We start from the raw sequence: 23,423 nt of genomic DNA on the forward strand, positions 1-23,423 counted from the left end.
GGTTTCAGGGGATGCCTATTGACGTCCGGAGTTAAATGTATGAAAGATTTGGGAACTGGCTCCGGCCTTTCTTTTCACAGCCCAAAGCATAAAAATTGCGATATTGTAAGGGCAACCCGTAAATCCCTTGTGATGGACGCTACTTTTCTCCGGCCCCTGATTGAACAGAACCAGCGCACCTGCAAATACGCTTTTGGCGAGGTGTCCGAAGCCAACCAGAGCTGGCGCCTGAACCCCGAAACGGCCAGTGCCGGGTTTATCCTGCGCCATACCGGAGAGATCATGCATCTGCTGATGAGCCTGATGGGAGAGCCCACTAAGGTAAAGAATACCACGATGGGGTTTGAAGACCAGGGCCAGGGCGCCGAGGTATCTGCCTCGCGGAACCTTGTACATTCCGGTTACGAGAAACTCTATCTCCTGGCAGACCAGAAAGACGCTGCCTGGTGGGACGAGGTTGTTGATACCTCCTTTTTTGGCCCCATCCAGCGTATCAGGCTCTTCGGACACGTCCTGAACCACAATGCCTATCATGCCGGGCAGATTGGCCTGACCCTGAAACGACACCAGGCGAAGTAGTTCCTGTTCTGCCCCTGCGCCAGCCGAATATTTTGTACCTTCTAACCTTGCCAAAATAAACGATTGATACCATGAAAAAACAGCCCCGGAAGCCATCCTCCCCCAACCCGGAAGGACGGCGGGAATTCCTGAAAAAAAGCGCCCTGGCGTCTTCTTTCCTCATTGTGCCCAGACATGTACTGGGAGGCCCCGGCTTTATTGCACCCTCGGACCGACTCCATATTGCAGCTATCGGGGCAGGGGGTAAGGGCCATAGCGACATCGTGAATGCCTCCGTTGGGGGGCGGGAACGGGTAGTAGCCCTGTGCGATGTGGATTTTTCAGGTTCGGCTGCCCGTACGGCTGAGCAGTTTCCCAAGGCCAAACGCTATGCCGATTACCGGGTCATGCTGGAAAAGGAAAAGGGCATCGATGCCGTGACCATTTCCACCCCGGACCATATCCACGGTCCGGCGGCGTCCTTTGCCATGCAGCGGGGCAAACACGTATATGTTCAAAAACCCCTTACCCATAACATCCGGGAAGCACGCATGCTAACCCAAATGGCCCGGGATCAGAAAGTAGTAACCCAGATGGGGAATCAGGGAGCTTCCAATCCCCTGCTGGGGATGGTACAACAGTGGGTGGATTCCGGCGTACTGGGTGCCATAACCAAAGTTGAGGTCTGGACCAACAGACCCGTCTGGCCCCAGGGCTTTGCCATGCCAGCCCCCGACCCTGCCGCCCGGCCCGAGGCGCTGGACTGGAACCTGTGGCTGGGACCTGCCCCCGAAACCCCATACATTCCCAACATTCACCCTTTTAACTGGCGCGGATGGTGGGATTACGGCACCGGGGCCCTGGGCGATGTGGGTTGCCACCTGATCGATATCCCTTACCGCACCCTGGGCCTGACCTATCCTACCGATGCCGAGGCCAGTGTAGGGTCGGTATATACCCGGATGTGGACCCCGGATTACCACCCGGAGGGCTGCCCGGCGTCCTCCTTTATAAGCCTGCATTACCCGGAAACCGAAAAGACTGGGGCTCCGGTTACCATGACCTGGAGCGACGGCGGCATCCGGCCCGCCCACCCGGCCCTGGTTCCCGCAGATATGGACATCGGGGGTCGCAACAGCGCCAACGGGGTATTGATCCACGGGGAAAACGGGATCATCTCCACCAACATCAACGATAGTTCACCCTTAATGCCCAAACTCTTCTTAAACGACGGTACCCGGGAATTCGGGCCGGAAGTGGAGGAGATGCCCGAACCTGAATACGGCCACCAGCGCAAATGGGTAGATGCCTGCAAGGCTGGCTTTGGCAGCGAAGAACATCTGGCCCTGACCTCTTCCTTCGATTATGCCGGGCCCATGACCGAAACGGTGCTTATGGGGAACCTGGCCATCCGCAGTTATATGTTGCGTCGCGAAACGGAAGAAGGCCGGTTTGAATTCTTCGGCCGCAAGAAATTGCTCTGGGATGGGGATGCGATGCAAGTGACCAACCTGGACGAGGCCAACGCCTTTGTGGGCCGCACCTACCGGGAAGGCTGGGAAATGTAGGCCGATGGAGGAATTGAATGCCACACCGGTGAAAGACCTTGCCCAGTTCCATGGGCTGGTTGGGGATTTATTCCCGGACCTGCCGGCACGGGACGCCTGGGAACAGTATCGGCTTTCCGCGGAGCAGGTCGCCTTTTTTGAAGAACACGGCTACCTGACACACATTCCCGTGTTGGATAAAACCCAGGTAGAGGCGCTTCGGGAAGAATTGAAGGCCCTTATGAATCCTTCCCACCCGGGGCACCACCTCTTTTATGAATTCCACTCCAATGAGTCTTCTGACCCGGACCGGATATTGTTCCATTCCCTGGGCCACTGGCGGATTAGCCCGGGATTCCACGACGTCTTGTGGAATCCCCGTTTTGTGGTACCTGCGGCCCAACTGCTGGGTTGCCGGACCGTCCGGTTCTGGCACGACCAGTTGTTCTGTAAACCCGCCCGTCATGGGGGAGTGGTGGCCTGGCACCAGGACTACAGTTACTGGACCCGGACCACGCCCCTGCAGCACCTGACTTGTTGGGTAGGCCTGGACGATGCCCACGCGAACAACGGATGCCTGCAATATATCCCGGGCAGCCACCGATGGGAGTTGCTGGAAAAAATTGAACTGGCCGGGGATATGGAAGGCCTTTCCGCTTTGCTGTCGGAGAGCCAGCGCGAACAATACCGCAACCGGGTAGCCGTAGAGATGCCCGCAGGGTTTGCGGCATTTCACCACCCCAAGCTGGTGCACGGCTCTTATGAGAATCGTTCGGACAGCCCCCGGCGCGCCTTCGTGATTAATGTATTTGCAGACGGTACACGATCGGCTTCCGATGAGGTCCTGCTTACCGGGGTCCCGCCCATCCCGAAAGGGCAGCCCATGCAGGGGCCATTTTTCCCTGTACTTTTTGAAACGCCTGGATCAAAAAATCAAAACTAAAACCACCCTAATCCTAAAACCCATGAAAAAAATCCTGTATCCGGTCCTGGCCCTGCTCTGCAGTTGCGGCGGACCCCAGAAAAAACAGGCTGCGGAAGAACCTGTGGCCGAGGCGGAAATGCTTGTTTCCGAGCCAGAGTACTTTGAACTGCGAACCTATTATTGCTATCCGGGTAAGTTGGAGGATCTGCTCAGTCGTTTTGAAGACCACACCATGGCCCTTTTTGAAAAGCACGGAATGGTAAATATGGCCTATTGGGTACCCCTGGAGAATTCCGAAAACAAGTTGGTGTACCTGATGGGGTATCCGGACCGGGCTTCCCGGGACCGTTCCTGGGCTGCTTTTGCCGAAGACCCGGAATGGAAGGGCGTTTGGGAAGCCTCCCGGGCCAACGGCCCCATTGTGGATTCGGTTACCCAGCACTTTATGACCTATACGGATTATTCCCCCCGCATGGCTGCTGCCGATGCCAGTCCCCGGATTTTCTCCCTGCGAACATACTACACCTTCCCCGGGAAACTGGAAGGGCTCAATGCGCGTTTTCGGGACCATACCATGGAGATCTTTACCCGCAACGGCATGACCAATATTGGCTACTTTCTGATGGACCCGGAGGACCCCGGGCATGAAAACATCCTCAAATACCTGATCACCTTCCCGGATACGGCTGCCCGAACAGCCAGTTGGAAAAGCTTTGGCGATGACCCTGCCTGGAAGGCAGCCTATGAAAATTCCATTCGCGATGGCCGCCTTGTGGATTCCATCACCGCGGACTTGCTGGTACCCACCCGCTTTTCACCCATAAAATAGGACGTGGTTTAAAGGCGGGTTTGCGACCTGCCCGACATCCGAATTCTCCTACAAGAGATTTGAAATCAGAAATTTTCAATCCGGGCCAACCCTTTGGCGTTGACAGCTTTTAGGGGAATTATTAGACCATTTTCTAAGTTTTAATTAACTTCACAACAAATCCATTAACAAATCCTTATTGACATGGGAAAATTTGAAATAAAAACCGATAATTCCGGGAAGTTCAGGTTCAACCTGAAGGCCGGAAACGGACAGGTCATCCTGAGCAGCCAGGGATACTCTACCAAGTCCGCCTGCGAGAACGGCATTGAGTCCGTCCGTAAAAATTCTCAGAACGACAACATGTTTGAGCGCAAAACTGCCAGTAACGGAAGCCCGTTTTTTAACCTGAAAGCTTCCAACGGACAGGTTATCGGCTCCAGTGAAATGTACTCCAGCACCAGCGCCATGGAAAATGGGATTGCTTCTGTGAAAAAGAACGCCCCGGATGCCGGCGTAAACGATACCACGGCCTAAAGCCGCTAGACTGCAACCTTAAAAGGGAGGCTATGGCCTCCCTTTTTTTATGTCTTAATAGCTTTCGCCTTAAAGGGCTGCCTCCAGGCCTTCTAGCAGTTGTTCGAGTTCAGGCGTAGACGTGTAGTGAACAAACGAAATCCGCAAGACCCCGGGCGTGGTAGGGATGCCCATGTCCATCAGGGGGCGCACCGCATAAAAGTCGCCCATGCCCAGCATGAGCTTATGCCCTGTAAGAGTCTTGTAGACCTCTTCCATCGATTTATTTTTGGGGATGATGGAAACGATAGGCGCCCGATGCTCGCCCATCCCGGGGCCTACAACCCGAACGTCATTACGGGCTTCCAGAAAATCCAAAAGGGGCGTTAACAGCTCCTGTTCCCGGCTACGGAACAGGGTGTTCAGGGCGCGGGCCCGAACCGGGGCCGCAGCATCTTCCTGAAAGTGGTGGGCATAAACCTGGTCAAAATAATCGGCAATGCCACTAATGGCAGCTACCTGGGCATGGTCCGGGCCTGCGGGTACCAGCATATTGCGGTGGATGCCATCCTTAAAGAAATGGGCCTGGTTTTCCACCTGGTCCATCAATGCCCTGCGGACATACATCACCCCCAGGTGGGGGCCGTAGGTTTTATAGGATGAAAACATATAGATGTCGCATCCCAGGGCTTTCACATCCGGGATTTCGTGTGGGGCCCATCCTACGGCATCCACAACGGAGAGGGCGCCGTGACTTTTGGCCAGGGCCGAGATGTCTGCAACGGGGTTTACATGCCCGATTACATTGGAGCAGTGCGGGTAGGCTACCATGCGGGTACGGGGCGTGAACAGGCCCTGCAGCACCTCCGTATCCAGGACTCCTGTTTCGGGGTCTACGTGCCACTCCACCACCCGAATGCCGCGTTGGGCCAGCCGCCTCCAGGCCCCGGCATTGGCCTCGTGGTCCTGGCAGGAAACGATAATTTCATCCCCCTCTTCCCACATGGGGCGCATGGCCTGGGCCAGGACGTAAACGTTCTGGGTGGTAGACGGGCCGAAATGGATTTCCTCCGGCGCGGCGTTCAGGTAAGCGGCCAGCCGCTGGTAGGATTCGTCCATCAATTCCCCCGCACGGGCGGAAGCCGGGTAGGGGTAATAGGGCTGTACCTTGTTTTGGGTGTAAAAGGCAGTCAGGCGCTCCACTACCTGCCGGCACGGGTAGGAACCCCCGGCATTTTCAAAAAAGGCCCATCCCTGCAGGGATGGCTCCGAAAAGGCGGGAAACTGGGCGCGGATAAAATCGAGATCAGCTTTCATAAGTAACGGTTGTTCAGGCAAAGCAAAAGCATTCCCTGGGGAGAGAAAAGTACGTATTTCCGCACACAGAATCTGTGTGAGCGATTCAAACCCCTGCATTTCATCGAAAAATAACTGTTTCCGGGGGAGCTTATCATCCAAAAACCGTATCCTGTCCGTACATAAATGCGAACCCTAAAATCTGATATGATGTACTCGAGAATCACTAAAGTTATGGCAGGCGTTCTGGCCCTTTTAGTCCTGGGCTGTTCCGATGCCAATGATTCCAATTTTAATGAGACCGGACGATTGGTGGTGCGTTTAACCGATGCCCCCTTTCCGTACGAGTGGATTGATGCGGCCAATGTGACCATTTTTAAGGTGGAAGCCCGGCAGGTGACGGAAGCGGATAGTGAAACCGAAACCAGCCCCTATGTTACCCTTATGGAGTCCGAAATGGATATGAATTTGCTGGAGCTCCAGAATGGGGTGACCGCCACCCTGGCAGACCTGGAAGTTCCTGCCGGCGATTACGACCTGGTGCGGGTCTATGTTAAAGGTGTGAATGTGGTCCTGACCGATGGCCGGACCTTCGACCTGAAAGTGCCCAGCGGGGAACAAACCGGGATCAAGGTGTTCATTACCCCCGGCCTGACGGTAACCGGAGGGCTTTCCTCAGACCTGATTCTGGATTTTGACGTGAGCCGCTCCTTTGTAGCCAAAGGCAACCTGAGCGATGCTTCAGGCATTAATGGCTTTAATTTCAAGCCGGTGATTAAGGCGACCAACTCCTCCACGGCTGGGACCCTGGCCGGACGCGTTTCCTTTGTGGACCAGGATGTCGATACCGCTCTGGAAGGCGCCACCATTACCGTAATGGCTGCCGATACCGTGAATACCACTGCCCTTACGGATGTGGATGGCAACTATGCGATTATGGGCCTTACCGCAGGCTCCTACAGTGTGTTTGCCGAAGCGGTGGACTTTATCTCCAGCGATACCCTGGAGGTGCAGATCGATGCTGCAAATATGACCTATCAGGATTTTGTCTTGGAAGCCGAGGCTGAAACCTCCGGAACCGGAAACTGATTTCCCCCGGATTTTGAATCTAGCTGAAAACAGGGCCCCCCGGGCCCTGTTTTTTTTGTTATAATCGAAGGAGTTAATCCCAGACAAACCGCCAGTTGCCGTCTGCCTGGCGTTTCCAGACGGTATGGAAAACCCCTTTGCGGGTTTGCGTAGTACCCAGGGAATCCGTCTGGGTCAGGGTATATGCGCCATAGGTGTAACCCAGGTCTCCGGAAGCAGACACGTCAATGAAATCCGGCTCCCAGGTCAACACCATGCCTTCCGTTTGGCCGGTCTGGGCCTCAAAGTAGGTACGGATGGCCTCCAGGCCCTCAATGCGCTGCTGCCCGCGGAGCATCACGGCATCCGGGGCCGCATAGGTAAGGAAGGCTTTGGCTATCCCTTCCTGGCGGGAAAGGTTGGAAAAGGCCTGTTCCGTTTCCCGGATTTCCTGTTTCCATTGGGCCTGTTGCGCTTTTGCAGAAGGGTTTTGGCAGGACAGACTTGCAATAAGAAGCAGGAGGTATGGTATGGTTTTCATGGCCAGGATAATTAAACGGGTTACATCAATTAAATTCCGGGGCGGTGTTCATCGGGCCAACAGCCAGCGGATGCGATCCAGGGACAGGCCGTAATGGAGGAGTACAGCCAGTAAAAGCCCGATGCCTGACCCGGGATTTCCGGCATCCCAAAGCATCCAGGCGGCCAGGGAAAATATCCCAAGTTCCAGCAGCAGGCGAATGGCCCCAGGTGTTTTTACCGGGGCCTTCCCGGACCGGCTGGGGTCTCCCGGCACCGCAAAGGTGCCCCATAAAAAAGCGAGTGCCACGGGAAATACCAGGGCTGCCCACCAGCCGTATCGAAAATAACCCCAGTACCCTGCAGCCCCCAGGGCAGCAAGTTCCAACAGGAACCGAAAGGCCAGGTTTACGGGGTGGGATCCCATTACGGATGGTCGCATTTGGATTCCAGGATGGATCGGAGCCGGCTTATTTCCTCTTTCATGGAAGGGTATAACATGATTTGGCGTTGGTTGTGAGAAATGAGCAGGAGAGACTCGTTGATAAGCCTTTGCTGCATGGCTTTCGACAACGTTTCATTTTCGTCCAGGGCAAATTTTTCACGCAATTCGGGATCGATACCTTCGGAAGCCCACCCGTCCTTTAAGGAGGCATGGGCCCACCCATTGGCGTAAACATCATCGTGGGCGTAGAATATCTTCACGGCGTTTTCCCCGATGACCACCAGCACAATTGCCCCAAGGGCGTAGAGCAGGTATTTGCCCAGGCGGTTCTGGGCGAGCAGGCGTTGGCGGATTGTGCGAAAGAATCGCAGCATGCGGGTTATACAGGTTGATTAGGGATTAAGATATACAAAAGGATGAAAACCTTGCGCATCAAGGAATTACAAATAAAATGTACATTGTTATTTTTCAAGGGAATGTTGCCGGCGCAATGACGGATGCGTAACTTAACCGTAAACTTTTATAACCATGAAATCATCCTATTTCGCAAGTCGGAATCCGGCTATGAAAATTCTATCGTGTGTATTCTTTATTGCCATATTTCCATGGTTGGCTGGTGCCCAGGAGCTTGCACAAAATGCCCCTGTGGTCTCTCCCGAACTCGTTGAGGAAAATACCGTGATTTTCAGGATTCAGGCTCCCGATGCCAATTCAGTAAAACTTTCGGGTAACTGGATGCCCAACGCTCCCGATGGCAATGGAGGCTTTGCCCAGGAAATGGTTCCCCTAACCCTGGGGGAGAATGGGGTTTGGTCTGCTACCATCCAGGCTATGGAACCAGAATTATACGCCTATGCCTTTATGGTGGATGGGGTGCGCACCCTGGACCCGGCCAACAAGAACATTGTGCGCGATGGTCGCTTCAGTACGGCCAGTGTCCTGTATGTTCCCGGGCCGGCTTCAGATCTTTATTGGGCTAAGGCCGGCCCCAAAGGCAGCGTGGAGGCGGTCTGGTATGAATCCCCTACCCTGGGGTTAACACGCCGCATGTTTGTATATACCCCGCCGGGGTATAAGGACAGCAATGCCGATTACCCCGTACTTTACCTGCTGCACGGGGGCGGGGGAGACGAGGAGGCCTGGCCCAGCCTGGGTGCTGCGGCCAACATCCTGGATAACCTGATTAACGCCGGGCAGGCGCAGCCTATGTTGGTGGTGATGACTAATGGCAACCCGGACCAGGCTGCGGCCTTTACCGTAAGCCCTAAACTGGACAGGGTATCCCAGGGAGCCGGCGGGATGGCCAATATGATGTTTGAAAAAAGCCTGGTAAATGATGTGATCCCATATGTTGAGGCCCATTATCAGGTTAAAAGGGGCAAGGAAAACCGCGCCCTGACAGGCTTGAGTATGGGCGGGCTCCAAACCATGAATACCACCTTCGAAAACCCGGGCCTCTTTGATTATATCGGGGTGATGAGTATGGGGTTTGCGGACCTGAGCCGTTTTGGCATCGAGGTGGACCACAGCAAACGGGAACAGCAAATCAGGGACTTGAAGGCGGCAGCCCCCAGCCTGTACTGGATTGCCTGCGGAAAGGACGATTTCCTTTACGAGAGTGTGGTAACCATGCGCAGCAAGCTGGATGAACTGGAGTTTCCCTATATCTATCGGGAAAGCCCGGGCGGGCATACCTGGACCAACTGGAGGATCTACCTGTCCGAATTCGCACCCATGCTTTTTAAGTAGCCACGGGTTTTATTTAACGCGTTTCCAGCAGAGGCAGGGTTAAAAACCCGAATGACCGGCTTTTATCCCTTGTTCTTCCCGAACAGGAAATACGCCAGACTGCCAAATACATTGAAGAATAGGATAAGCAGGGTCCAAACCAGCTTTTCCCGGGTGCTGAGATTGCCGCGCAGCAGGTCAATCAGGGCAATAACCGGCAATACCAGGAGCACAAGGGCAACCATAAGGATGAGCAGGGTTTGCCAGGGCCCTATGGCCCAGAATATCGTCGAAGGAGGCAATACCGAAAGGAAGCTTGCGTAATGAAACGTTTGCATGGGCACTCAGGTTAAAAGGGGTAGACTTGTCAGTGGGGAATACCCCCATCCTTTCCCCCAGGACCAAAATACCCTTTTAAACTGAAAAAGCCTTGTAGGCGCAAATCGGCTTTCTACCCGCGGGTACCGGCCTTTCATGGCCTTGCCCGCTGCGAAATGATGGATTGGGCCGAAATGCGTGCAATGCGGTAGAATAGTCCAATCCAGGGGCAACCTTTTGACGTTTTAAACATCTTCTGCATACGTAAAACCATCTACCCATGAAGACCATTTGCATCATGAGCATGCTCCTGCTGGCCACGGCCTGTTCCACCACAGAGGAGCCGCTTAACCCTGTTTCTTTTGACCCGGACAGTCTGCCGCAGACCTGGGAATTGTACCGGATGTCGGGCAATACCCAGGGCTCCGTTACCGAAGGGGAGCAGATGCAATGGCAGGAAACCTATGCCTTTTTAGCGGATGGTACTTTCGTTAAAACCCGGCTCCGGGAAGGGGTTACCCTTAACGCTACCGGTACTTTTACCTTCGTAAACGAGGACGGGCAATCCGGGATCCGGCTCACGTACCCGGAAGATTCCCCCCTGATCGGAAACTGCACGGGCGACTTCACCGAATACTTGTATGTAGACCAGGATCCCACTACGCTCCTGGGCAGCTGGTGGGCCTGCGATGGCCCCGGCTTGTATTACCAGCAGGTGGATTGAGCAGCCCCGCCCTAACCTTGCAGGTACTCCTGCTTAGTAATCCCGTAGCACAGGCATTTGGGGTCCAGGGCAGTATTCAGCAGCCCCGGGTGATCAAAGCTACCCTTAAGATGCATCCCGATTTTTTTCATCACGTTTTCGGAAGGGGTATTTTCCGGGGTACAGACGGCAATCACCTCAGGCAACCCCAGGTGGGAAAATCCGACTTTCAGGCAGGCTTTTGCGCCTTCGGTGGCATAGCCATGGCCCCAGGCCGTCGCCATTAGCCGCCAACCGATGTCCACCGCCGGGGTATAGGGCGAAGGATAGCCCTGGTATGACAGGCCGATAAAACCAATGAACGCCCGGGTTTCCAGGAGTTCCACAGCAAAGTAGGTGTGCCCGCGCTGATGGTATTGCTGCTGCATGCGCTCCAGGAACTGGCGGGATTCATTTGGGGTAAGGGGCTTTGGGAAATAGGTCATTACCCGGGGGTCTGCATTCATAGCCGTAAGGGCATGCAGATCTGCCGTTTCCCAGTTGCGGAACCCCAGGCGGGCCGAAGTAAAGGTATACATGGTTATCAGGCGATTAAACCCTGTAAATCAATTTTTCCAGGAGGCATATAGGGTTTTAGGGAGTCCATTCCGTAGTGAATTCCGAAATCAGGAAGGTGTTGAACAACTGGCCTCCATGCGTGTGTTCATTGGTAAACAAGGTGTAGAGAAGCACCTCCTTGCCGCCGGCTGCTTCTTTTTCAAATGCCTCAATAATCGAGTCCTGAATGGGCATCCAGAGGGTTTCTTTCCCGATTTGGATGGCCACTTCCCAGGATACGAGCTCCTCAATCAGGCCTGCGTTCCCACCACGCAGCTGCAATACGTTTTTCATGGATTGTTTTACCTCGGGGGCTATGGGTCGTTTCTGGCGGGTGTATCTACCCAGGAACCGAAAACCTTCCATGCGCACATAATAGGGGGCTTCTGTAGTATCTGCCTCCACCTTTTTGGCGTATGCGGCTTCGTGTTCCAGCAGTTCCGGCACAGATACCACCGGGTAGCGGGCATCCCACTCCGCAAAACCCTTTTGGGCGAAACCCTGGTAACCCGTAACGATTAGAAAAAGGCAGATGAAATACTTCATGACTACTTCTTATTGCCTGGCTTCCACCCGGGGCGGGGTCTTTGCGGGGATCTTCAGGTTGTCGTTAAAATCCGGCAACAGGGTTTTAGCATTGGCATTGGTAAGCTGGGCCGTATCCAGGAAATACCAGCGCCCGCCCTGGTCCAGGGAGATGGCCAGCAGGTAGGAATCCGAAGTAATGGTTTGCTCCGGGGTGGTCATGACCATTTTTTGGGGCACCAGGCAGTGCAGTTCGCTACCGGCCTCATACATTTTTCCGGGTGTCCCCAGGGTGAGGCTGCTGATACGGATTCCCTGGCCTTCCATTTGTTCCATGAGGTTTTTGACCGCGGCCACCATCTGGGATTCCCCGCCCATCATCTCGGTGATCCTCGGGTAGGTGTAATCCGCAATGTTTTCGTAATCCCCGGCCACCATAGCCTGGGCCAGGGTGTTTCCGGCACGGAGGATTTTGGCCTCATGGGCGTTTTGCCCCAGAGAGAGGTTGGTGCATGCTAAAAGAAACAGGCAACAGAAATAAAGGTTACGCATAAGGGGTGCTTTGTTTTGGATACATTCAGGAAATCCGGATTCTGATTCCCGTTGGGTTAAAAATAGGAAATAAAGGCGGCGTTTGGGGTTATCCGCAACTGCAATGTAAGTCTCCCCGGGCTTTTTCGAAGCACTCCCGCCCTTCGGAATAAGCAAAGTAGGCTAACCCCAGGGTTCCGATGCTGTCGATATAGGGAATCCCGAAACCTTCGTAGAGGAGGCTGCTTGCCAACAGGATTACCGACATATAGATGCAAACCAGGGTGCAATTGGCATCGGCCAGGATGGGCTCGGATTGCAGTTGCCTCCCAACCCTGCGCTTCCAGAGTACCAGGATCCACATCACCAGGATGGAAATTCCGGAGATCACAACCCCCCAGAACGTGGTTTCGGGTTGGTGCCCGCTCCAAATGTGGTAGACGCTGGTGGCAACCAGCCCAACTACCAACAGGTAAAAGGCCGTGCCGGTAATGCGCAGGGCAGTACGCTCAAATCGGTCCCGGGTACTTTCGGGGTTCTGGCGGATCCGGATTACCATATGGGCAATCCCCAGGCCGGAGATCACTTCTATGAAGCTATCGGCCCCAAACCCGAACAGGGCCAGGCTTTCATCCTCATAGCCCAGGTAGGTAGATATCAGCCCCTCTACCACATTGTAGAGGATGGTGAATACGGCCAGCGCAAAAGCAATACGGTAACCTTTTTCGGTTGAGGCCATTGGTAGGTGGATTTTAAATCCGTGTAAGGCAAGATACGCAGCCTCACGGAATGGTACAATTCAACGCTTGCGCATCATGGAAAGCGTAAACCCCCCCAGCATCACAATAACCAGCCCCATAATGCCCCACAGCCACCATTTGTTACGGAACAGGGCGGTATCTTTCTTCGTACCCGGTCGAGATACGGCGCTTTCCGGGCCCAGAGAAAGCGGGGCCAGCGAATCCGGGATATGGTCAGTAAACCGCGCAATATCGTACCTGGGACTGGCTGCTTCCTCCTTTCCATATACCAGGAAATATTGGGCAGGTTCGGTAAACCGCGCCTGTAATACGTGCTCGTATCCCCAGGCCTTTACTCCACTCACTTCCAGCGGTGGATTTTGCTGGTTGTCAATCCGGAACCGCACGGCTTGAGTAGTGGTTGCGGGAAAGGTATAGGTATGGGGTTCCAGGGAATTCAGGACCCCGGAGGCCAGGTGCCGATAAACGGGCTTTGGCCCGTTTGGCGTCTGCAGGCTATCCGCCAGGTATTCCAGGATTATGGGGCGGTAATAGTCAAAGGAATCTGCAATTTGAAACTCCATCCGGCTTAATCGCGCGGGGGCGTTAAAGGAAATCGTGACCTGCGTTTGCCGGGTATCGGGATCCGTTTGTGTGGTCACCTGGTTTGCCGGGTAGGCATGCAATACCCCGGGAACGGTATCGTTTAACCGGAGGCTTGCACCACCCAGGGCAGGGGAGTCCGCGCTGTTGATCCGGATGCGGTAATACCGGTACCGGGCCCGGGGAAATACCAGCTGGTTAAAGGCGAAATCCGTTTGGGCATTACGAATGGCAACCACCCTGTAATCCGAGGCCAGGGTAAACCATTCGCGCTGGTCCTGGCTGCCCTCCAAAGTGAGCCGCCAATCGTAGTTGTGCCGCCCAAAAGTCAGGTTCATGGTGTTGACCGCCTGCCCGGAGGGCACTTCGAAGGTATAGTAATATCCCGAGGCGTTGTTGGAGGTATTCAGGGGCTCCAGGTTTGCTTCCCGTGTGGTTATCCGGTCTGTGGCCACCAGTAGCAGGTAGGGAACCTCCAGCGTATCTCCCTGCCTGCCAATCCCGTAAATTCGCAAATCTCTAAGGTCCTGGGAAGCATGGGCAAACACGCTGTCCGGCACCACAATACGATGCCAGGTGTCCGTAACTCCCTGTAGTGGGCGCTGGTAGCGAAAGGAGGACATCTGCCCGCTGGCAGGGGATCCCGCCAGGGCCATAAAAAGCAGCAGCAATGGGTTATGAAGGACCTTCATCCGAAATCAGGTGTTTGTATTTGTTATAGAGGAAGGAAATAATGAGCAGCAATATCCCCAGGGAAACAAAGACCACCGTTTTGGAAAGGGTGTTCAGGTGGGAGATGTCGTAAAGGAATAATTTGACCAGTGTCAGGCCGAAGAGGACAATGGCTCCTATGCGCAGGTATTTTTTCCGTTTCCAGATGCCCAGGGCAATCAAAAGCAGGGCATAGGTGCCCCATAAGATGCTGAGCCCTAGTTTATAGGATTGGCTGTGCCCGGACAGGTCCAGCCAGCCAATCAGTTCACTGCTGGCCACCCAGAGGATAACCAGGTGAAGGAACAGGCCAAAGGCCTTCTGCAACAGCGGCTGAGAGAACCAATCGCGGATGTGGTAGAAGGCGGCATACAGGGCCAGGGCTGCAAAGGCCAGGGAAACATAGCGGATCAGCAGGTGGCCCATCCCCCTGGGGTAGTATTCCGCCAGGCTCATTTCCAGGTAGCTTTCCCGCAGTTCGCTGATTTCGTACAGGCCCTGGGTCAGGAATACCAACAAGCCCAGTACCAGCAACCCCAGGTTTATTCCGCCAAGCAGGCGGTTTCGGATTTTTTTCAGATTGAACCAGGCCAGCAGGGAAAAGAAGAGCAGGGAATAGTGGATGACCCACAGGCTTTTGAAGCCCTTCAGGTCGTAGTTGTGGTAGTACTGCGGGGCGTCCATCCCTGTTGGGGGTATGGTCAGGGCAGAATCTGCATATCGCTGTGCCCAGTACTGGGCAATTTCCAGGCGGAAGGCCAGATAGGTGGTGAGCAAAAGGGTAGCCGCAATAGCTATGGAGATGAGTTTGCGCAAGCCTTTGGGAAACGGCGGCGGGGTGTATTGGCTTTGGGTGTCCAGCCAGGTGATAAAGCCAAAGGCGGCCGCCACAAGAACAGAGGTCAAGAAGGAGATATTCAGCAGGGGGGTAATCCGGGATTCCGGCACATCCGGAAGGTATCCGCCATAGCCCATTACCCAGTCCTGGGCCAGGCTCAGAAAGGCCAGGGCCATTAAAGGATAAGACAGGGTTTCATAAACCGGCATGCCCCGGGATCTCCCGATCCAGAACAGCAGGGCCGCTTCCCCGGCCCAGAGCAGGGTTACCCAGTTGCCGTCCAGTTGTACCGGGATGGCCAGGGTGATAAACACCAGGACCAGGCCGGAAACCAGGAAAAACAGGTTGCGGTCTGCCAGTTGCTTTCGGTAGATTACCACGCTTACCCCAAAGTGCAGGATGGCATTCAAAAGGGTAAAGGCACCCAGGTAGGAACCCCAGCCCGGCTGGTTGGCCAGCAGGGCGTACCCGAAGCCATAAAAGATAAAGGAATTGCCCAGCAGCAACAGGATATCGGTAATCCCGAACGCCTCGTTGCGCACCAGTTTATAGGCCAGGAAAGTCAGGTAGAAAAGGATAAAGAACAAAAGCAGAAAGCCCAAGGCTGTACCGAAGCGCTGCTCGGGGTCCAGGCTAAATACAAACCAGGAGGCATAAATGAGCCAGGTTACCCCGAAAGCGGCGTAGTACAGGGGTTTCCAGTATTTCTTCAGGGCAATGGCCAGGATGCCCGCATTGATGATGGCCACATAGGAGAACAGGATTTCGACCTGCCCGGAGTTATTGCTCAGTAGAAAGGGTACGGCATAGGCACCTACCAGGCCCAGGTGGGCGATGATCTGCCGGTTGTAGTGCAGGGCCGCAAATACCGTAAAAACGGTAAACAGGACCATAAGGGCAAAGGCCGCCGCCTGCGGGAATAATTCATATAGGGAGTAGCCCAAGTAGGTAATCAAGTATAGTATGGCCATGGCCCCGCTTAGCAGTACGGCGCTGAAGTTCTCGTACTTTGGTTTGAGTTTCAGGGCGAAGCCGAGCAATCCCAAGCCGGCCAGGTAGCCCAGCACAATGCGGGTAAGCGGGCTGATCAGGTCGTGGTCTATGGCGTATTTAGCCCCGATGGACACCCCCAGCACCGTAATGACGATCCCGATTTTATTGATCAGGTTTTCCCCAATGAATTTTTCCAGGTTGGTTTTGGCCTTGGGTTGCTGCCGGGGAGGGGGTGCCACTTGTGCGGGTTGGGGCTTCGGTGCGGGCGGGGGCGTGGGTTTGGGCGCTGCTTCCGGGGCAGGAGATGGAGTGCTGGCTGCAGGCGAAGGCGTGGAAGGTGCAGTGGCCCCGATGCTTTTCAGACGGTCGATTTCTGCCCGTACTTCCCGCACTTCCCGGGAAAACGCTTCCTGTTTTTGCAAAAGGGCCTCCAGTTGGCGGGAAAGCCGTTCAATAGGATCCAGGGGGTCTGTCATGGGGATGGATTTTTGCGGCCCGAGGCTCGGTTACCTTAAAGATAGGCGATCCGGGGGATACCACCTTAATTGTAGAGAAATAAAGGGTTATAGCCTGGAAACAGGTCATTTGGGCAAACTGAAATCCGTTAAAACAAATCCCTCGCAACAGGAATAAGTGTTTTTGCAACAATTATATGTCATTGGTCGAGCTTTTTGGCAATTTTGACGAAGTAACCCGAAACCCAGAAGAGCCATGTATTCAAAAATCTATCTCGTAGACGACCAGGACCTGATCAACACCCTCAACACCATGCAGTTCCGCAAGCTGGGGCTGGAAGATAAAGTGCGGTCCTACACCAACCCAGAACTGGCATTGGACGACATTCGTTTTGCCAAGAATCCCCAAGAGCGCATCCTTGTCTTTCTGGATATTAATATGCCGGAGATGACCGGGTTTGAATTCCTCGAATTCATGATGCTGGAAGAATTCCCGACGACCGTAGAAGTGGTTATTGTAACTTCCTCCATCAACCCCAGGGACCGGGAGCAGGCTAAAGAATATTCCAAATACGTAAAGGGATTTATCTCCAGCCCGCTGAAATTGGAGGATATAGAGCACTTTCTTCAAATGACTATGAAGGCTGTTGTCTGATGGTCCCAGGCGCTATTATGCCTCAAGCTTTAAATACACTATAAATCTTGAACCTTCGCCCGGGGCACTCTCTACGGAGATTCGCCCCTTAAGGGCTTCTACCTGAGATTTGACCAGGAACAGCCCCAGGCCTTTCCCGCTGGTGCTGCCGCTCAGGCGGCCATACATGCTGAATATTTTTTCAATACGGGCATCATCCAGCTGCATGCCAATGCCATTGTCCGCAACCGTAATCTGTATTTCGCCTGCCTCAGGCAGGTGTTGTGCGCCAATCGCAATACGGGGGCTGCGGTCCGGATGCCGGTAAGAAATGGCATTGAGGATAAGGTTATACAGGATATTGCTCATATAACTCCGGATGGTGCTTACCTCCTCCAGCTTCGAAAAATCCACCTCCAGGGTGGTATTGGTAGACCTTAAGTCCTGTTCCAGCAATTGTTCTACTTCCCGTACCACATCCGTCAGGGATACGTCTTCATATGAAGAGGCAGCAGTATTCTGGAGGGACAGGGCGTGGTTCAGGTCTTTAATGGTCCCGTCCAGCACTTCCACTTTTTCAGCAATCTGATCCCGGAGTTGCCGGTTTACTTCCGAATCTCCGTCTTCGAACAAATCCACCAGCCCCTGAATGGTGGCTATGGGAGAGCGCACATTGTGGGAAATGATGTAAACGAAGTTTTGGAGTTCCTTGTTCTGGCGCAGGATTTCATTTTTGGCATTTTCCAGTTTGGTCACGTCCTGGGCCGTTCCGGCCATCCGTACCGGTTTGCCGTCATCCAGCAATACAAACCCCTTCTCATGGATATACCGGATTTCCCCACTGGGCAGGATAATACGATGTACCATATCGTGGGGGATGTGCTGCTCTATGCTATTTCTGACGCTGTCTTCAAAGCTTTGCAGGTCTTCCGGGTGGATCATGTCGAGTAATGCCTGATAGGAGGCCTGAAACGTTGCGGGGTCCTGGCCAAAAATGTGGTACAGTTCCCGGGACCAGGTGAGCCTGTCGGTCACCATATCCCAGTTCCAGTTCCCGATCCGGGCTATGCGTTGGGCCTCGTTCAGGTAGAATTGGCTCTTTTCCAGGTCCTTGATGGTCTGTATGCGTTGGGTTTCGTCCCGGCGGAATACGCTGCACCCCAGAACCTGACCATCTTCGTCCAAAATGGGGTTAAAGGAATATTCATAATAATAGGGAACACCCGTGGCTTCATTGCGGTGTTCGATGGAAAAGGATTCCCCGTTAAAGGCCCTGCGGTATAATTTCCGGTCTTCGGATTTGGAAATGATCATATACTGGCCCATATCCGTATTGTGTTCCGGGTAAAAGCCATGCTCCCGGTAGACCCCTTCATAAAAGGCAGAGTTAAACATGATCAACCTAAAATCCCGATTCACGGACCAGACCAGGTCTTTGGTGTTTTCGAGGGTAGCGGTGAGGTTTAGACGCTGTTGCCTTTGGAGGTGGGAAAGCCTTTTCAAGGACTGAGTCATGGGGTTTACCAAGAAAAAATGCAAGGCCATGACCAACAATAGCAGTAACCCGGATATGCCGATCACCAGGAATCGAAGCCGGCTGGAGGCCCTTGCAGATTCTTGTTCAAAGTAGGCTTCCAGGGCATTGGTGCCGGACAAAAATTCCTTGCGGAGGGTTTGAAGTCCTGTTATATTCCCTGTGTCCCTGGAGGCCGGGTCCCCGCGCGCCAGGTTGGAAAGTGCAGAAGCCCTCTGGGTATGAAAGGCAAGGGTGCTATCCAGGCCGGCATCCGCCTCGCTGTTCAGGTTGGCTCGCAGTTGTTCCGTAAGGCTGTCCAGATCTGCTGCCCGTTTTTGCAGTTCTTCCGGGATGGGGAGGGTGTTTTCCCTCAGGGCCAGCAGTCCGGCAGCCAGGTCCTGGCCTATTTGGGCCTGATCCTGGATTAAATGTAGGGAACGAGTCTTCCCATCCCGCTGATTCAAAAAGGTTTGGACCAGGACCAGTTGTGCCCCAACCGCCAGCAATACAATAAGAAAACTGATCAGGGAGGTAGTCCTGATGTTTTTCAGCAATAGAGGGGTTCGTTTGTTGAGTAGGGTTTTCATGACCTCGGATTGGCATCCTTCAGGTACAAAATTGACTGCTTGGGTCAACATGAGCTCGCTAGGGCATGGACAAGGTGCCATGTTCCTGGATAACTACCAGTAAGTCAGAGGATTTAAGTGGCTTGTGGATGTATTGCCGCATCAGGGGGTGTTGCAGCCCCCGGGTTTCGTCTGCCGGGTCTATGGAAGAAGTAACCAGAAAAACATCCAGGGTAGAACCCAGGGTGTGCAGTTCCATGGCCGCATCCATAAAGTCAAAGCCGGACATTTCCGGCATGTTGATATCCAGCAGGATCAGGACATTGGCCTGGGATCGTAAGTCCTGTTCCAATTGCAACAGTGCTTCTTCCGGGTTAGTGAAGGCCACTGAGGTGCCCGCAATGCCGGTGCGATTCATCAGGATGGAATGCATCATGGTGATGGTTTTGTCATCGTCCACGATATAGGCCAGGTCGTAATAAGGCGTGCGGTTCATCATAGTACCGGATTCTAACTTCGGAATGGACTGTTTCACTGGGGCTACCCCCCGGATATACAGGCCGAAGATACTCCGTTTTACTATAACGTGTAGTTTTCACGTTTATTTTGAAAAAAGTAGGATAAATATTACAGATTAAAAGGATTATGTGTTTTTTTGGGATTATCGGGCTGATTAATGCCCAATGGAGCCTTAAAGTATTCTTCAGTCCCGGGGACTGGTAGGGGTTTCCTGGGGCATCAGAAACCTGATGGCCCCGGGCAAAATGCTAAAAATAGCCGGGGCTTGCCCCACATATTCCCCGTCTGCCTCAATCCCGCATCCATCCGGGCTTTCTACGCGGACTTCCCGCGCCTTAAGATAGGTAACCTGGGGGTGGAGTACCGGTTGTCCCTTTTTCAGGTTCCCCAGATTTTTCAGGTAGTCCCACAGGATCAGGTTGCCAAAAAGCGCCAGTTGGAAATGTCCGTCTGCCAGACGGGCATCGGGGGCAATACAGAGGCCATTGCCAAAACAACGTCCCTTGGCCACGGCCATTTGTAGCAGGGGCCCTTCCCATTGCCACGTGCCGCTGCTGCAGCGCACGTGTTTTTTGGTGTAGGAAAAGAAGCCCTTCAGGATATGGGTAAAGTACGTTAGCTGCGGGCCCAGCCTGCCGGAGGCCTGCTCCATGCCCCGGACCACTTCCGGGCCCAGCCCCAACCCGGCAATGTTAACAAAGAATCGGGTCTCCCCGGTAGGTTCCAAAACCACTTTTCCCAGATCGATCCGGTGGATGGATCGGGTTTTAAGCAACCCCAGCAAGCGATCCGGATGGGCCGTTAGCCCGGCAGAACGCGCAAAATCATTCCCGGAGCCAAAGGGCAAAAGGCCAAGAACGGGGTAGGCACTGGCGGGAACTTTGCTTTGCATCATCCCGTTTACCACCTCGTTCAGGGTACCGTCTCCTCCTACAGCCATCAGGTAATCGCAGCCGTTTTCTACTGCCTGCCGGGCCAGTTCCACGGCGTGTTTGGGTCGCAGGGTAGAGAGGAACCATACCTGTTGCAAACCGGCTTCTCCACAGGTCTTGTGGAGCCGTGTAAGCAATTGGTTTACCCCCCTCTTCCGGCCGTGTATAATAAAGATGATTTTCATGCCGCAGCGATTGGCCCCTTACGGGAGTTGGTGGGCAGCCGGGGAAGCGATTGGCGGTTCCCCGGGGTTAGTCCAGGATCTCCTGCAAATGGGCGGCCATTTCGGGGAGGTTGGACATCAGGTTTTGAATGACCTCGGGGTCTGCCAGATCCGAACGGATGCCCGGCATAAATTCCAGTTCCGGATCGTCAAAGTCTGCACACCCCATGGCCCAATCCGAAAACAGGCGGTTTGAGACTTCCTCGTCCAAAATCAGGGAGACCTTCTGATGGCGGGTATCGCGGAGTATGCGCGCATAAAGGTTGTCGACAGGCTCAGATTCCCCTTCAATAACCTGCAGGAAATGACCCTGCCGGTGAAGCAATACACCGGTTATCCCGTCTAAGGCATTGTAGGCGCGGGATTCGTGTAGCAAATCCAACAATTGTCGTTTGCTGAGTTCCCCTGATGCCTGGCTGCTGTAAATGATTCTGCGGAGCCCCATACGCAGGTTTGTTTAATTGGTTCTTCCCGGGCAGGCCCTGTACGAGACACCTCACCCTTTGATAAATATCAGCATTCCCCGACCAATAGCCAAAAAGGTGTCGGCAGGTTACCTTTAAATGAAGGTGAATGGTGGAAAGCGAACGATATATGGTAGCTGCTTTACCGTGCAGGCTATGGGATCCGGCCGGAATCTACGGCCAGGAAGAGAAAGTGCAAGCCTTTGGAAATTGCCGCCCGGGGCACGGAACGGTGGTTTTCATCCGGAAAGTATTCGAGCTGTATGGGGCATGCTTCCCCGCATATTTTCCGGATCAGGGCTACCAGGGCATCGTGTCTAAGTTTGTTACGGGCATGGCGCTGCGGCCCCTGGTTGGCGGTGGCCAGGTAAATGCGCTTGCGGCAGGAAGCGGGTTGCAAGGCGGCTACCTTATCTGCCATCTGATCCGGTTCCCACCAAATGCTGGGGTCCAGGGCCATGTAGGCATCAAAGACGCTGTCCGGATCCAAATAGGCATTAACGGCCAGCAGCCCGCCCAGGGAATGCCCCACCAGGATGCGGTAGGGCCGGGTGCGGTAGGTAGCGTCCAGATAGGGGAGTAATTCGGTTTCTATGAACCCGAGAAACTTCCGCCCGCCTCCCATGGTGTTGGGCCGGAGCGTCTGGATTTTGGTCACCGTAAAGTCCCGTTCCCGGTCTACATTGTCTATGGCCACAATTATGGGGTCCGCTATTTTCGGGTCGTTATTCTGCAGTGCACCCAGGGCGGTAACGGCCTGTTGGGTAAGCTGGAAATGGGCCGCCCCGTCTAACAAAATCAGGACCGGGTACCGCTGGGAATCCCCTGCCTCCCCATAGGAATCCGGGAGGCTAATGGTGCCGGTGCGGTCTTCCCCCAAAAGGGAGGAATGCAGGCAAAAGCCGCGCTCCAAAGGCATTTTTACCTGGTCCTGTGCATGGAGGGTAATCCCGGTAAAGAGCAAAATGAAGGACAGTGCCAGGCGCAGGCGGCGGGGCGGTGTTGTCATGGGATAAGTCATGCAGGGTATAGGTCGGGGGGAATCAGCTTTCCGCATTCAGGCCCGGATCATTATGAGCATCATCTTAAAAGCTTCCGTGGCTTCCAGAGCGTGCGGAATATGGGCAGGCATGAGAATCATTTGCCCTTCGGACAGAACATTGGGTTTTCCCGCAAGGGAGATTTCACAGGTTCCCTCCAGGACCATCACAAGGGCATCGAAGGGCGCCGTATGTTCGCTTAGGGTTTGCCCCTTGTCAAAAGAAAATAAGGTGGCGGACCCGCATTTGTTTTTGGTGACGATCTTACTGACGGTAGCACCTGCAGCATAGCCGATGCTGTCTTTCAATGTTATGGCTTGTGAGAAATCCATTTGTTGTGAATTGGGAAGTTGCTTATGTGATCCAAAACCAGCCATGACTCCCGGCCACGGCCCCGGCTGTGGTGATCAGGCTTAGGATGAGCAAGACCCAATGCAGCCTGTGCATGATGTTAAAGGTCTTACCGGGATTTTGGTTGGCCGCTTTTTTAAAAATTTTGTGGAGGATGAGGGGCTCCAGGACATAGAGGATCAAAGAAAACAGGATCCAAACCAGCGTCATGGCATGAAGCCACCAATAGCGGTAATCCAGATACCGGTCCCAGGCATCCAGAACGTATAGCATATAAAATCCTGAAAGCCCGGTCAGGAGCGTAGTGACCTTCGCTTGCAGCGCAAATTTTCCTTCAATGGCCTCGAAGGTCTTAATCTGTTCCGCTTTGGATTTCATTTTCTTTATGGCGGGAATCAAAACAGTGGTCACCATGGCGACCCCGCCAATCCATAAAATGACAGCTATGATGTGTATCACTCTTGCCAGGGTGAAATGTTCCATTTCCTGATATTTAGCGCTTGCCATCCCATGCTGGGAGGGCCATAACACGGGAGTATTGCCGTATAGGGCTCCACGGCAAAACCCCTTCCGGGATGGGGTGTTTCCAGGGCATCTGCTGCCTGGAATTAAAGGTACGGATTTTTAGGGTGGGGGATGTGTGGTGAATAGGGAATCAGATGGTGCTGGGGACTGGATTCATTTGCGCACACAGTGCGCAAATCATCCAGAGTAGGGGGTGGCTTCACAAGGAAAACCTACAGATGCTGCGCG

General features: G+C 54.0%; 27 protein-coding genes. 9 read left to right on the forward strand and 18 right to left on the reverse strand.

Annotated elements, in window-relative coordinates; genetic code table 11:
- Window positions 1–132 precede the first annotated feature (132 nt).
- From OZ410_RS06310 to OZ410_RS06330, 5 genes are all read left to right on the forward strand, one after another.
- Window positions 133–579: a DinB family protein gene (locus tag OZ410_RS06310; RefSeq protein ID WP_277707077.1), complete on the forward strand. Its 447-nt coding sequence runs from the start codon at window positions 133–135 to the stop codon at window positions 577–579.
- Window positions 580–650: 71 nt separating this feature from the next.
- Window positions 651–2,126 (forward strand): Gfo/Idh/MocA family protein, encoded by a 1,476-nt coding sequence (locus OZ410_RS06315; protein WP_277707078.1) that lies wholly within the window; start codon window positions 651–653, stop codon window positions 2,124–2,126.
- A 4-nt stretch (window positions 2,127–2,130) separates the two neighbouring features.
- A complete protein-coding gene (locus tag OZ410_RS06320) occupies window positions 2,131–3,048 on the forward strand; it encodes a phytanoyl-CoA dioxygenase family protein (protein WP_277707079.1) in 918 nt (305 codons plus the stop codon).
- Between the two features lie 22 nt (window positions 3,049–3,070).
- Window positions 3,071–3,859 (forward strand): NIPSNAP family protein, encoded by a 789-nt coding sequence (locus OZ410_RS06325; RefSeq protein WP_277707080.1) that lies wholly within the window; start codon window positions 3,071–3,073, stop codon window positions 3,857–3,859.
- A 183-nt stretch (window positions 3,860–4,042) separates the two neighbouring features.
- A complete protein-coding gene (locus tag OZ410_RS06330; protein ID WP_277707081.1) occupies window positions 4,043–4,375 on the forward strand; it encodes a YegP family protein in 333 nt (110 codons plus the stop codon).
- 69 nt (window positions 4,376–4,444) lie between these two features.
- Here OZ410_RS06330 and OZ410_RS06335 read toward each other — a convergent pair whose 3' ends face one another.
- On the reverse strand, window positions 4,445–5,671 hold the full coding sequence (locus OZ410_RS06335) for an aminotransferase class V-fold PLP-dependent enzyme (protein ID WP_277707082.1): 1,227 nt from the start codon (window positions 5,669–5,671) through the stop codon (window positions 4,445–4,447).
- A 213-nt stretch (window positions 5,672–5,884) separates the two neighbouring features.
- Between OZ410_RS06335 and OZ410_RS06340 the strand changes: the two genes are divergently transcribed.
- Complete coding sequence (locus tag OZ410_RS06340) at window positions 5,885–6,739, forward strand: DUF4382 domain-containing protein (protein WP_277707083.1); 855 nt, start codon at window positions 5,885–5,887, stop codon at window positions 6,737–6,739.
- 73 nt (window positions 6,740–6,812) lie between these two features.
- Here OZ410_RS06340 and OZ410_RS06345 read toward each other — a convergent pair whose 3' ends face one another.
- The 3 genes from OZ410_RS06345 to OZ410_RS06355 are packed head-to-tail and all read right to left on the reverse strand — an operon-like array spanning window position 6,813 to window position 8,056.
- Entirely contained in the window at window positions 6,813–7,259 is a 447-nt protein-coding gene (locus OZ410_RS06345; protein WP_277707084.1) for a YybH family protein, read from the reverse strand.
- Window positions 7,260–7,307: 48 nt separating this feature from the next.
- Complete coding sequence (locus OZ410_RS06350; protein ID WP_277707085.1) at window positions 7,308–7,679, reverse strand: YrdB family protein; 372 nt, start codon at window positions 7,677–7,679, stop codon at window positions 7,308–7,310.
- The gene (locus OZ410_RS06355) at window positions 7,664–8,056 is read right to left on the reverse strand and encodes a hypothetical protein (protein ID WP_277707086.1); all 393 of its coding nucleotides are present in this window, start codon (window positions 8,054–8,056) and stop codon (window positions 7,664–7,666) included. Before OZ410_RS06355 ends, OZ410_RS06350 begins: the two co-directional genes overlap by 16 nt.
- Window positions 8,057–8,246: 190 nt before the next feature.
- On the opposite strand from OZ410_RS06355, the gene OZ410_RS06360 reads away from it, so the two are divergent.
- The gene (locus OZ410_RS06360; RefSeq protein WP_277707087.1) at window positions 8,247–9,431 is read left to right on the forward strand and encodes an esterase; all 1,185 of its coding nucleotides are present in this window, start codon (window positions 8,247–8,249) and stop codon (window positions 9,429–9,431) included.
- Window positions 9,432–9,493: 62 nt separating this feature from the next.
- On the opposite strand, the gene OZ410_RS06365 is transcribed toward OZ410_RS06360, so the two are convergent.
- A complete protein-coding gene (locus OZ410_RS06365; protein ID WP_277707088.1) occupies window positions 9,494–9,655 on the reverse strand; it encodes a PLD nuclease N-terminal domain-containing protein in 162 nt (53 codons plus the stop codon).
- A 353-nt stretch (window positions 9,656–10,008) separates the two neighbouring features.
- Between OZ410_RS06365 and OZ410_RS06370 the strand changes: the two genes are divergently transcribed.
- Entirely contained in the window at window positions 10,009–10,452 is a 444-nt protein-coding gene (locus OZ410_RS06370; protein ID WP_277707089.1) for a hypothetical protein, read from the forward strand.
- An 11-nt stretch (window positions 10,453–10,463) separates the two neighbouring features.
- On the opposite strand, the gene OZ410_RS06375 is transcribed toward OZ410_RS06370, so the two are convergent.
- The 6 genes from OZ410_RS06375 to OZ410_RS06400 form a co-directional block, all read right to left on the reverse strand.
- The gene (locus OZ410_RS06375) at window positions 10,464–11,009 is read right to left on the reverse strand and encodes a GNAT family N-acetyltransferase (RefSeq protein WP_277707090.1); all 546 of its coding nucleotides are present in this window, start codon (window positions 11,007–11,009) and stop codon (window positions 10,464–10,466) included.
- Between the two features lie 55 nt (window positions 11,010–11,064).
- Window positions 11,065–11,574, reverse strand: coding sequence for a hypothetical protein (locus tag OZ410_RS06380; protein WP_277707091.1), 510 nt, complete (start codon window positions 11,572–11,574; stop codon window positions 11,065–11,067).
- A 9-nt stretch (window positions 11,575–11,583) separates the two neighbouring features.
- Window positions 11,584–12,105 carry a hypothetical protein gene (locus OZ410_RS06385; protein WP_277707092.1) on the reverse strand — a complete coding sequence of 174 codons (522 nt, stop codon included), beginning with the start codon at window positions 12,103–12,105 and terminating at the stop codon, window positions 11,584–11,586.
- Window positions 12,106–12,193: 88 nt separating this feature from the next.
- Window positions 12,194–12,823 carry a cation efflux transmembrane domain-containing protein gene (locus OZ410_RS06390; protein ID WP_277707093.1) on the reverse strand — a complete coding sequence of 210 codons (630 nt, stop codon included), beginning with the start codon at window positions 12,821–12,823 and terminating at the stop codon, window positions 12,194–12,196.
- 60 nt (window positions 12,824–12,883) lie between these two features.
- Window positions 12,884–14,119 (reverse strand): DUF3999 family protein, encoded by a 1,236-nt coding sequence (locus OZ410_RS06395; protein WP_277707094.1) that lies wholly within the window; start codon window positions 14,117–14,119, stop codon window positions 12,884–12,886.
- Complete coding sequence (locus OZ410_RS06400) at window positions 14,103–16,445, reverse strand: DUF2339 domain-containing protein (RefSeq protein ID WP_277707095.1); 2,343 nt, start codon at window positions 16,443–16,445, stop codon at window positions 14,103–14,105. The genes OZ410_RS06395 and OZ410_RS06400 overlap by 17 nt, the downstream gene beginning before the upstream one ends.
- Window positions 16,446–16,680: 235 nt before the next feature.
- Here OZ410_RS06400 and OZ410_RS06405 point away from each other — a divergent pair, with 235 nt between their 5' ends.
- Window positions 16,681–17,079, forward strand: a complete 399-nt coding sequence (locus OZ410_RS06405; RefSeq protein ID WP_277707096.1) for a response regulator — start codon at window positions 16,681–16,683, stop codon at window positions 17,077–17,079.
- A gap of 15 nt (window positions 17,080–17,094) precedes the next feature.
- Here the strand turns inward: OZ410_RS06405 and OZ410_RS06410 are convergent, their stop codons facing one another.
- The 7 genes from OZ410_RS06410 to OZ410_RS06440 form a co-directional block, all read right to left on the reverse strand.
- Entirely contained in the window at window positions 17,095–19,161 is a 2,067-nt protein-coding gene (locus OZ410_RS06410; RefSeq protein ID WP_277707097.1) for a sensor histidine kinase, read from the reverse strand.
- Between the two features lie 58 nt (window positions 19,162–19,219).
- Window positions 19,220–19,639, reverse strand: a complete 420-nt coding sequence (locus tag OZ410_RS06415; protein WP_277707098.1) for a response regulator — start codon at window positions 19,637–19,639, stop codon at window positions 19,220–19,222.
- Window positions 19,640–19,843: 204 nt separating this feature from the next.
- A complete protein-coding gene (locus OZ410_RS06420) occupies window positions 19,844–20,776 on the reverse strand; it encodes a diacylglycerol/lipid kinase family protein (RefSeq protein ID WP_277707099.1) in 933 nt (310 codons plus the stop codon).
- Between the two features lie 67 nt (window positions 20,777–20,843).
- Window positions 20,844–21,260 carry a BLUF domain-containing protein gene (locus OZ410_RS06425; protein WP_277707100.1) on the reverse strand — a complete coding sequence of 139 codons (417 nt, stop codon included), beginning with the start codon at window positions 21,258–21,260 and terminating at the stop codon, window positions 20,844–20,846.
- A 173-nt stretch (window positions 21,261–21,433) separates the two neighbouring features.
- Window positions 21,434–22,288 carry an alpha/beta hydrolase gene (locus OZ410_RS06430; RefSeq protein WP_277707101.1) on the reverse strand — a complete coding sequence of 285 codons (855 nt, stop codon included), beginning with the start codon at window positions 22,286–22,288 and terminating at the stop codon, window positions 21,434–21,436.
- A gap of 48 nt (window positions 22,289–22,336) precedes the next feature.
- Window positions 22,337–22,651: a cupin domain-containing protein gene (locus tag OZ410_RS06435; protein WP_277707102.1), complete on the reverse strand. Its 315-nt coding sequence runs from the start codon at window positions 22,649–22,651 to the stop codon at window positions 22,337–22,339.
- A gap of 22 nt (window positions 22,652–22,673) precedes the next feature.
- Window positions 22,674–23,048 carry a hypothetical protein gene (locus OZ410_RS06440; protein ID WP_277707103.1) on the reverse strand — a complete coding sequence of 125 codons (375 nt, stop codon included), beginning with the start codon at window positions 23,046–23,048 and terminating at the stop codon, window positions 22,674–22,676.
- Window positions 23,049–23,423: the final 375 nt, after the last annotated feature.

The organism is Robiginitalea aestuariiviva, from assembly GCF_029537735.1.
In the GTDB taxonomy this organism is placed as follows: Bacteria; Bacteroidota; Bacteroidia; order Flavobacteriales; family Flavobacteriaceae; genus Robiginitalea; species Robiginitalea aestuariiviva.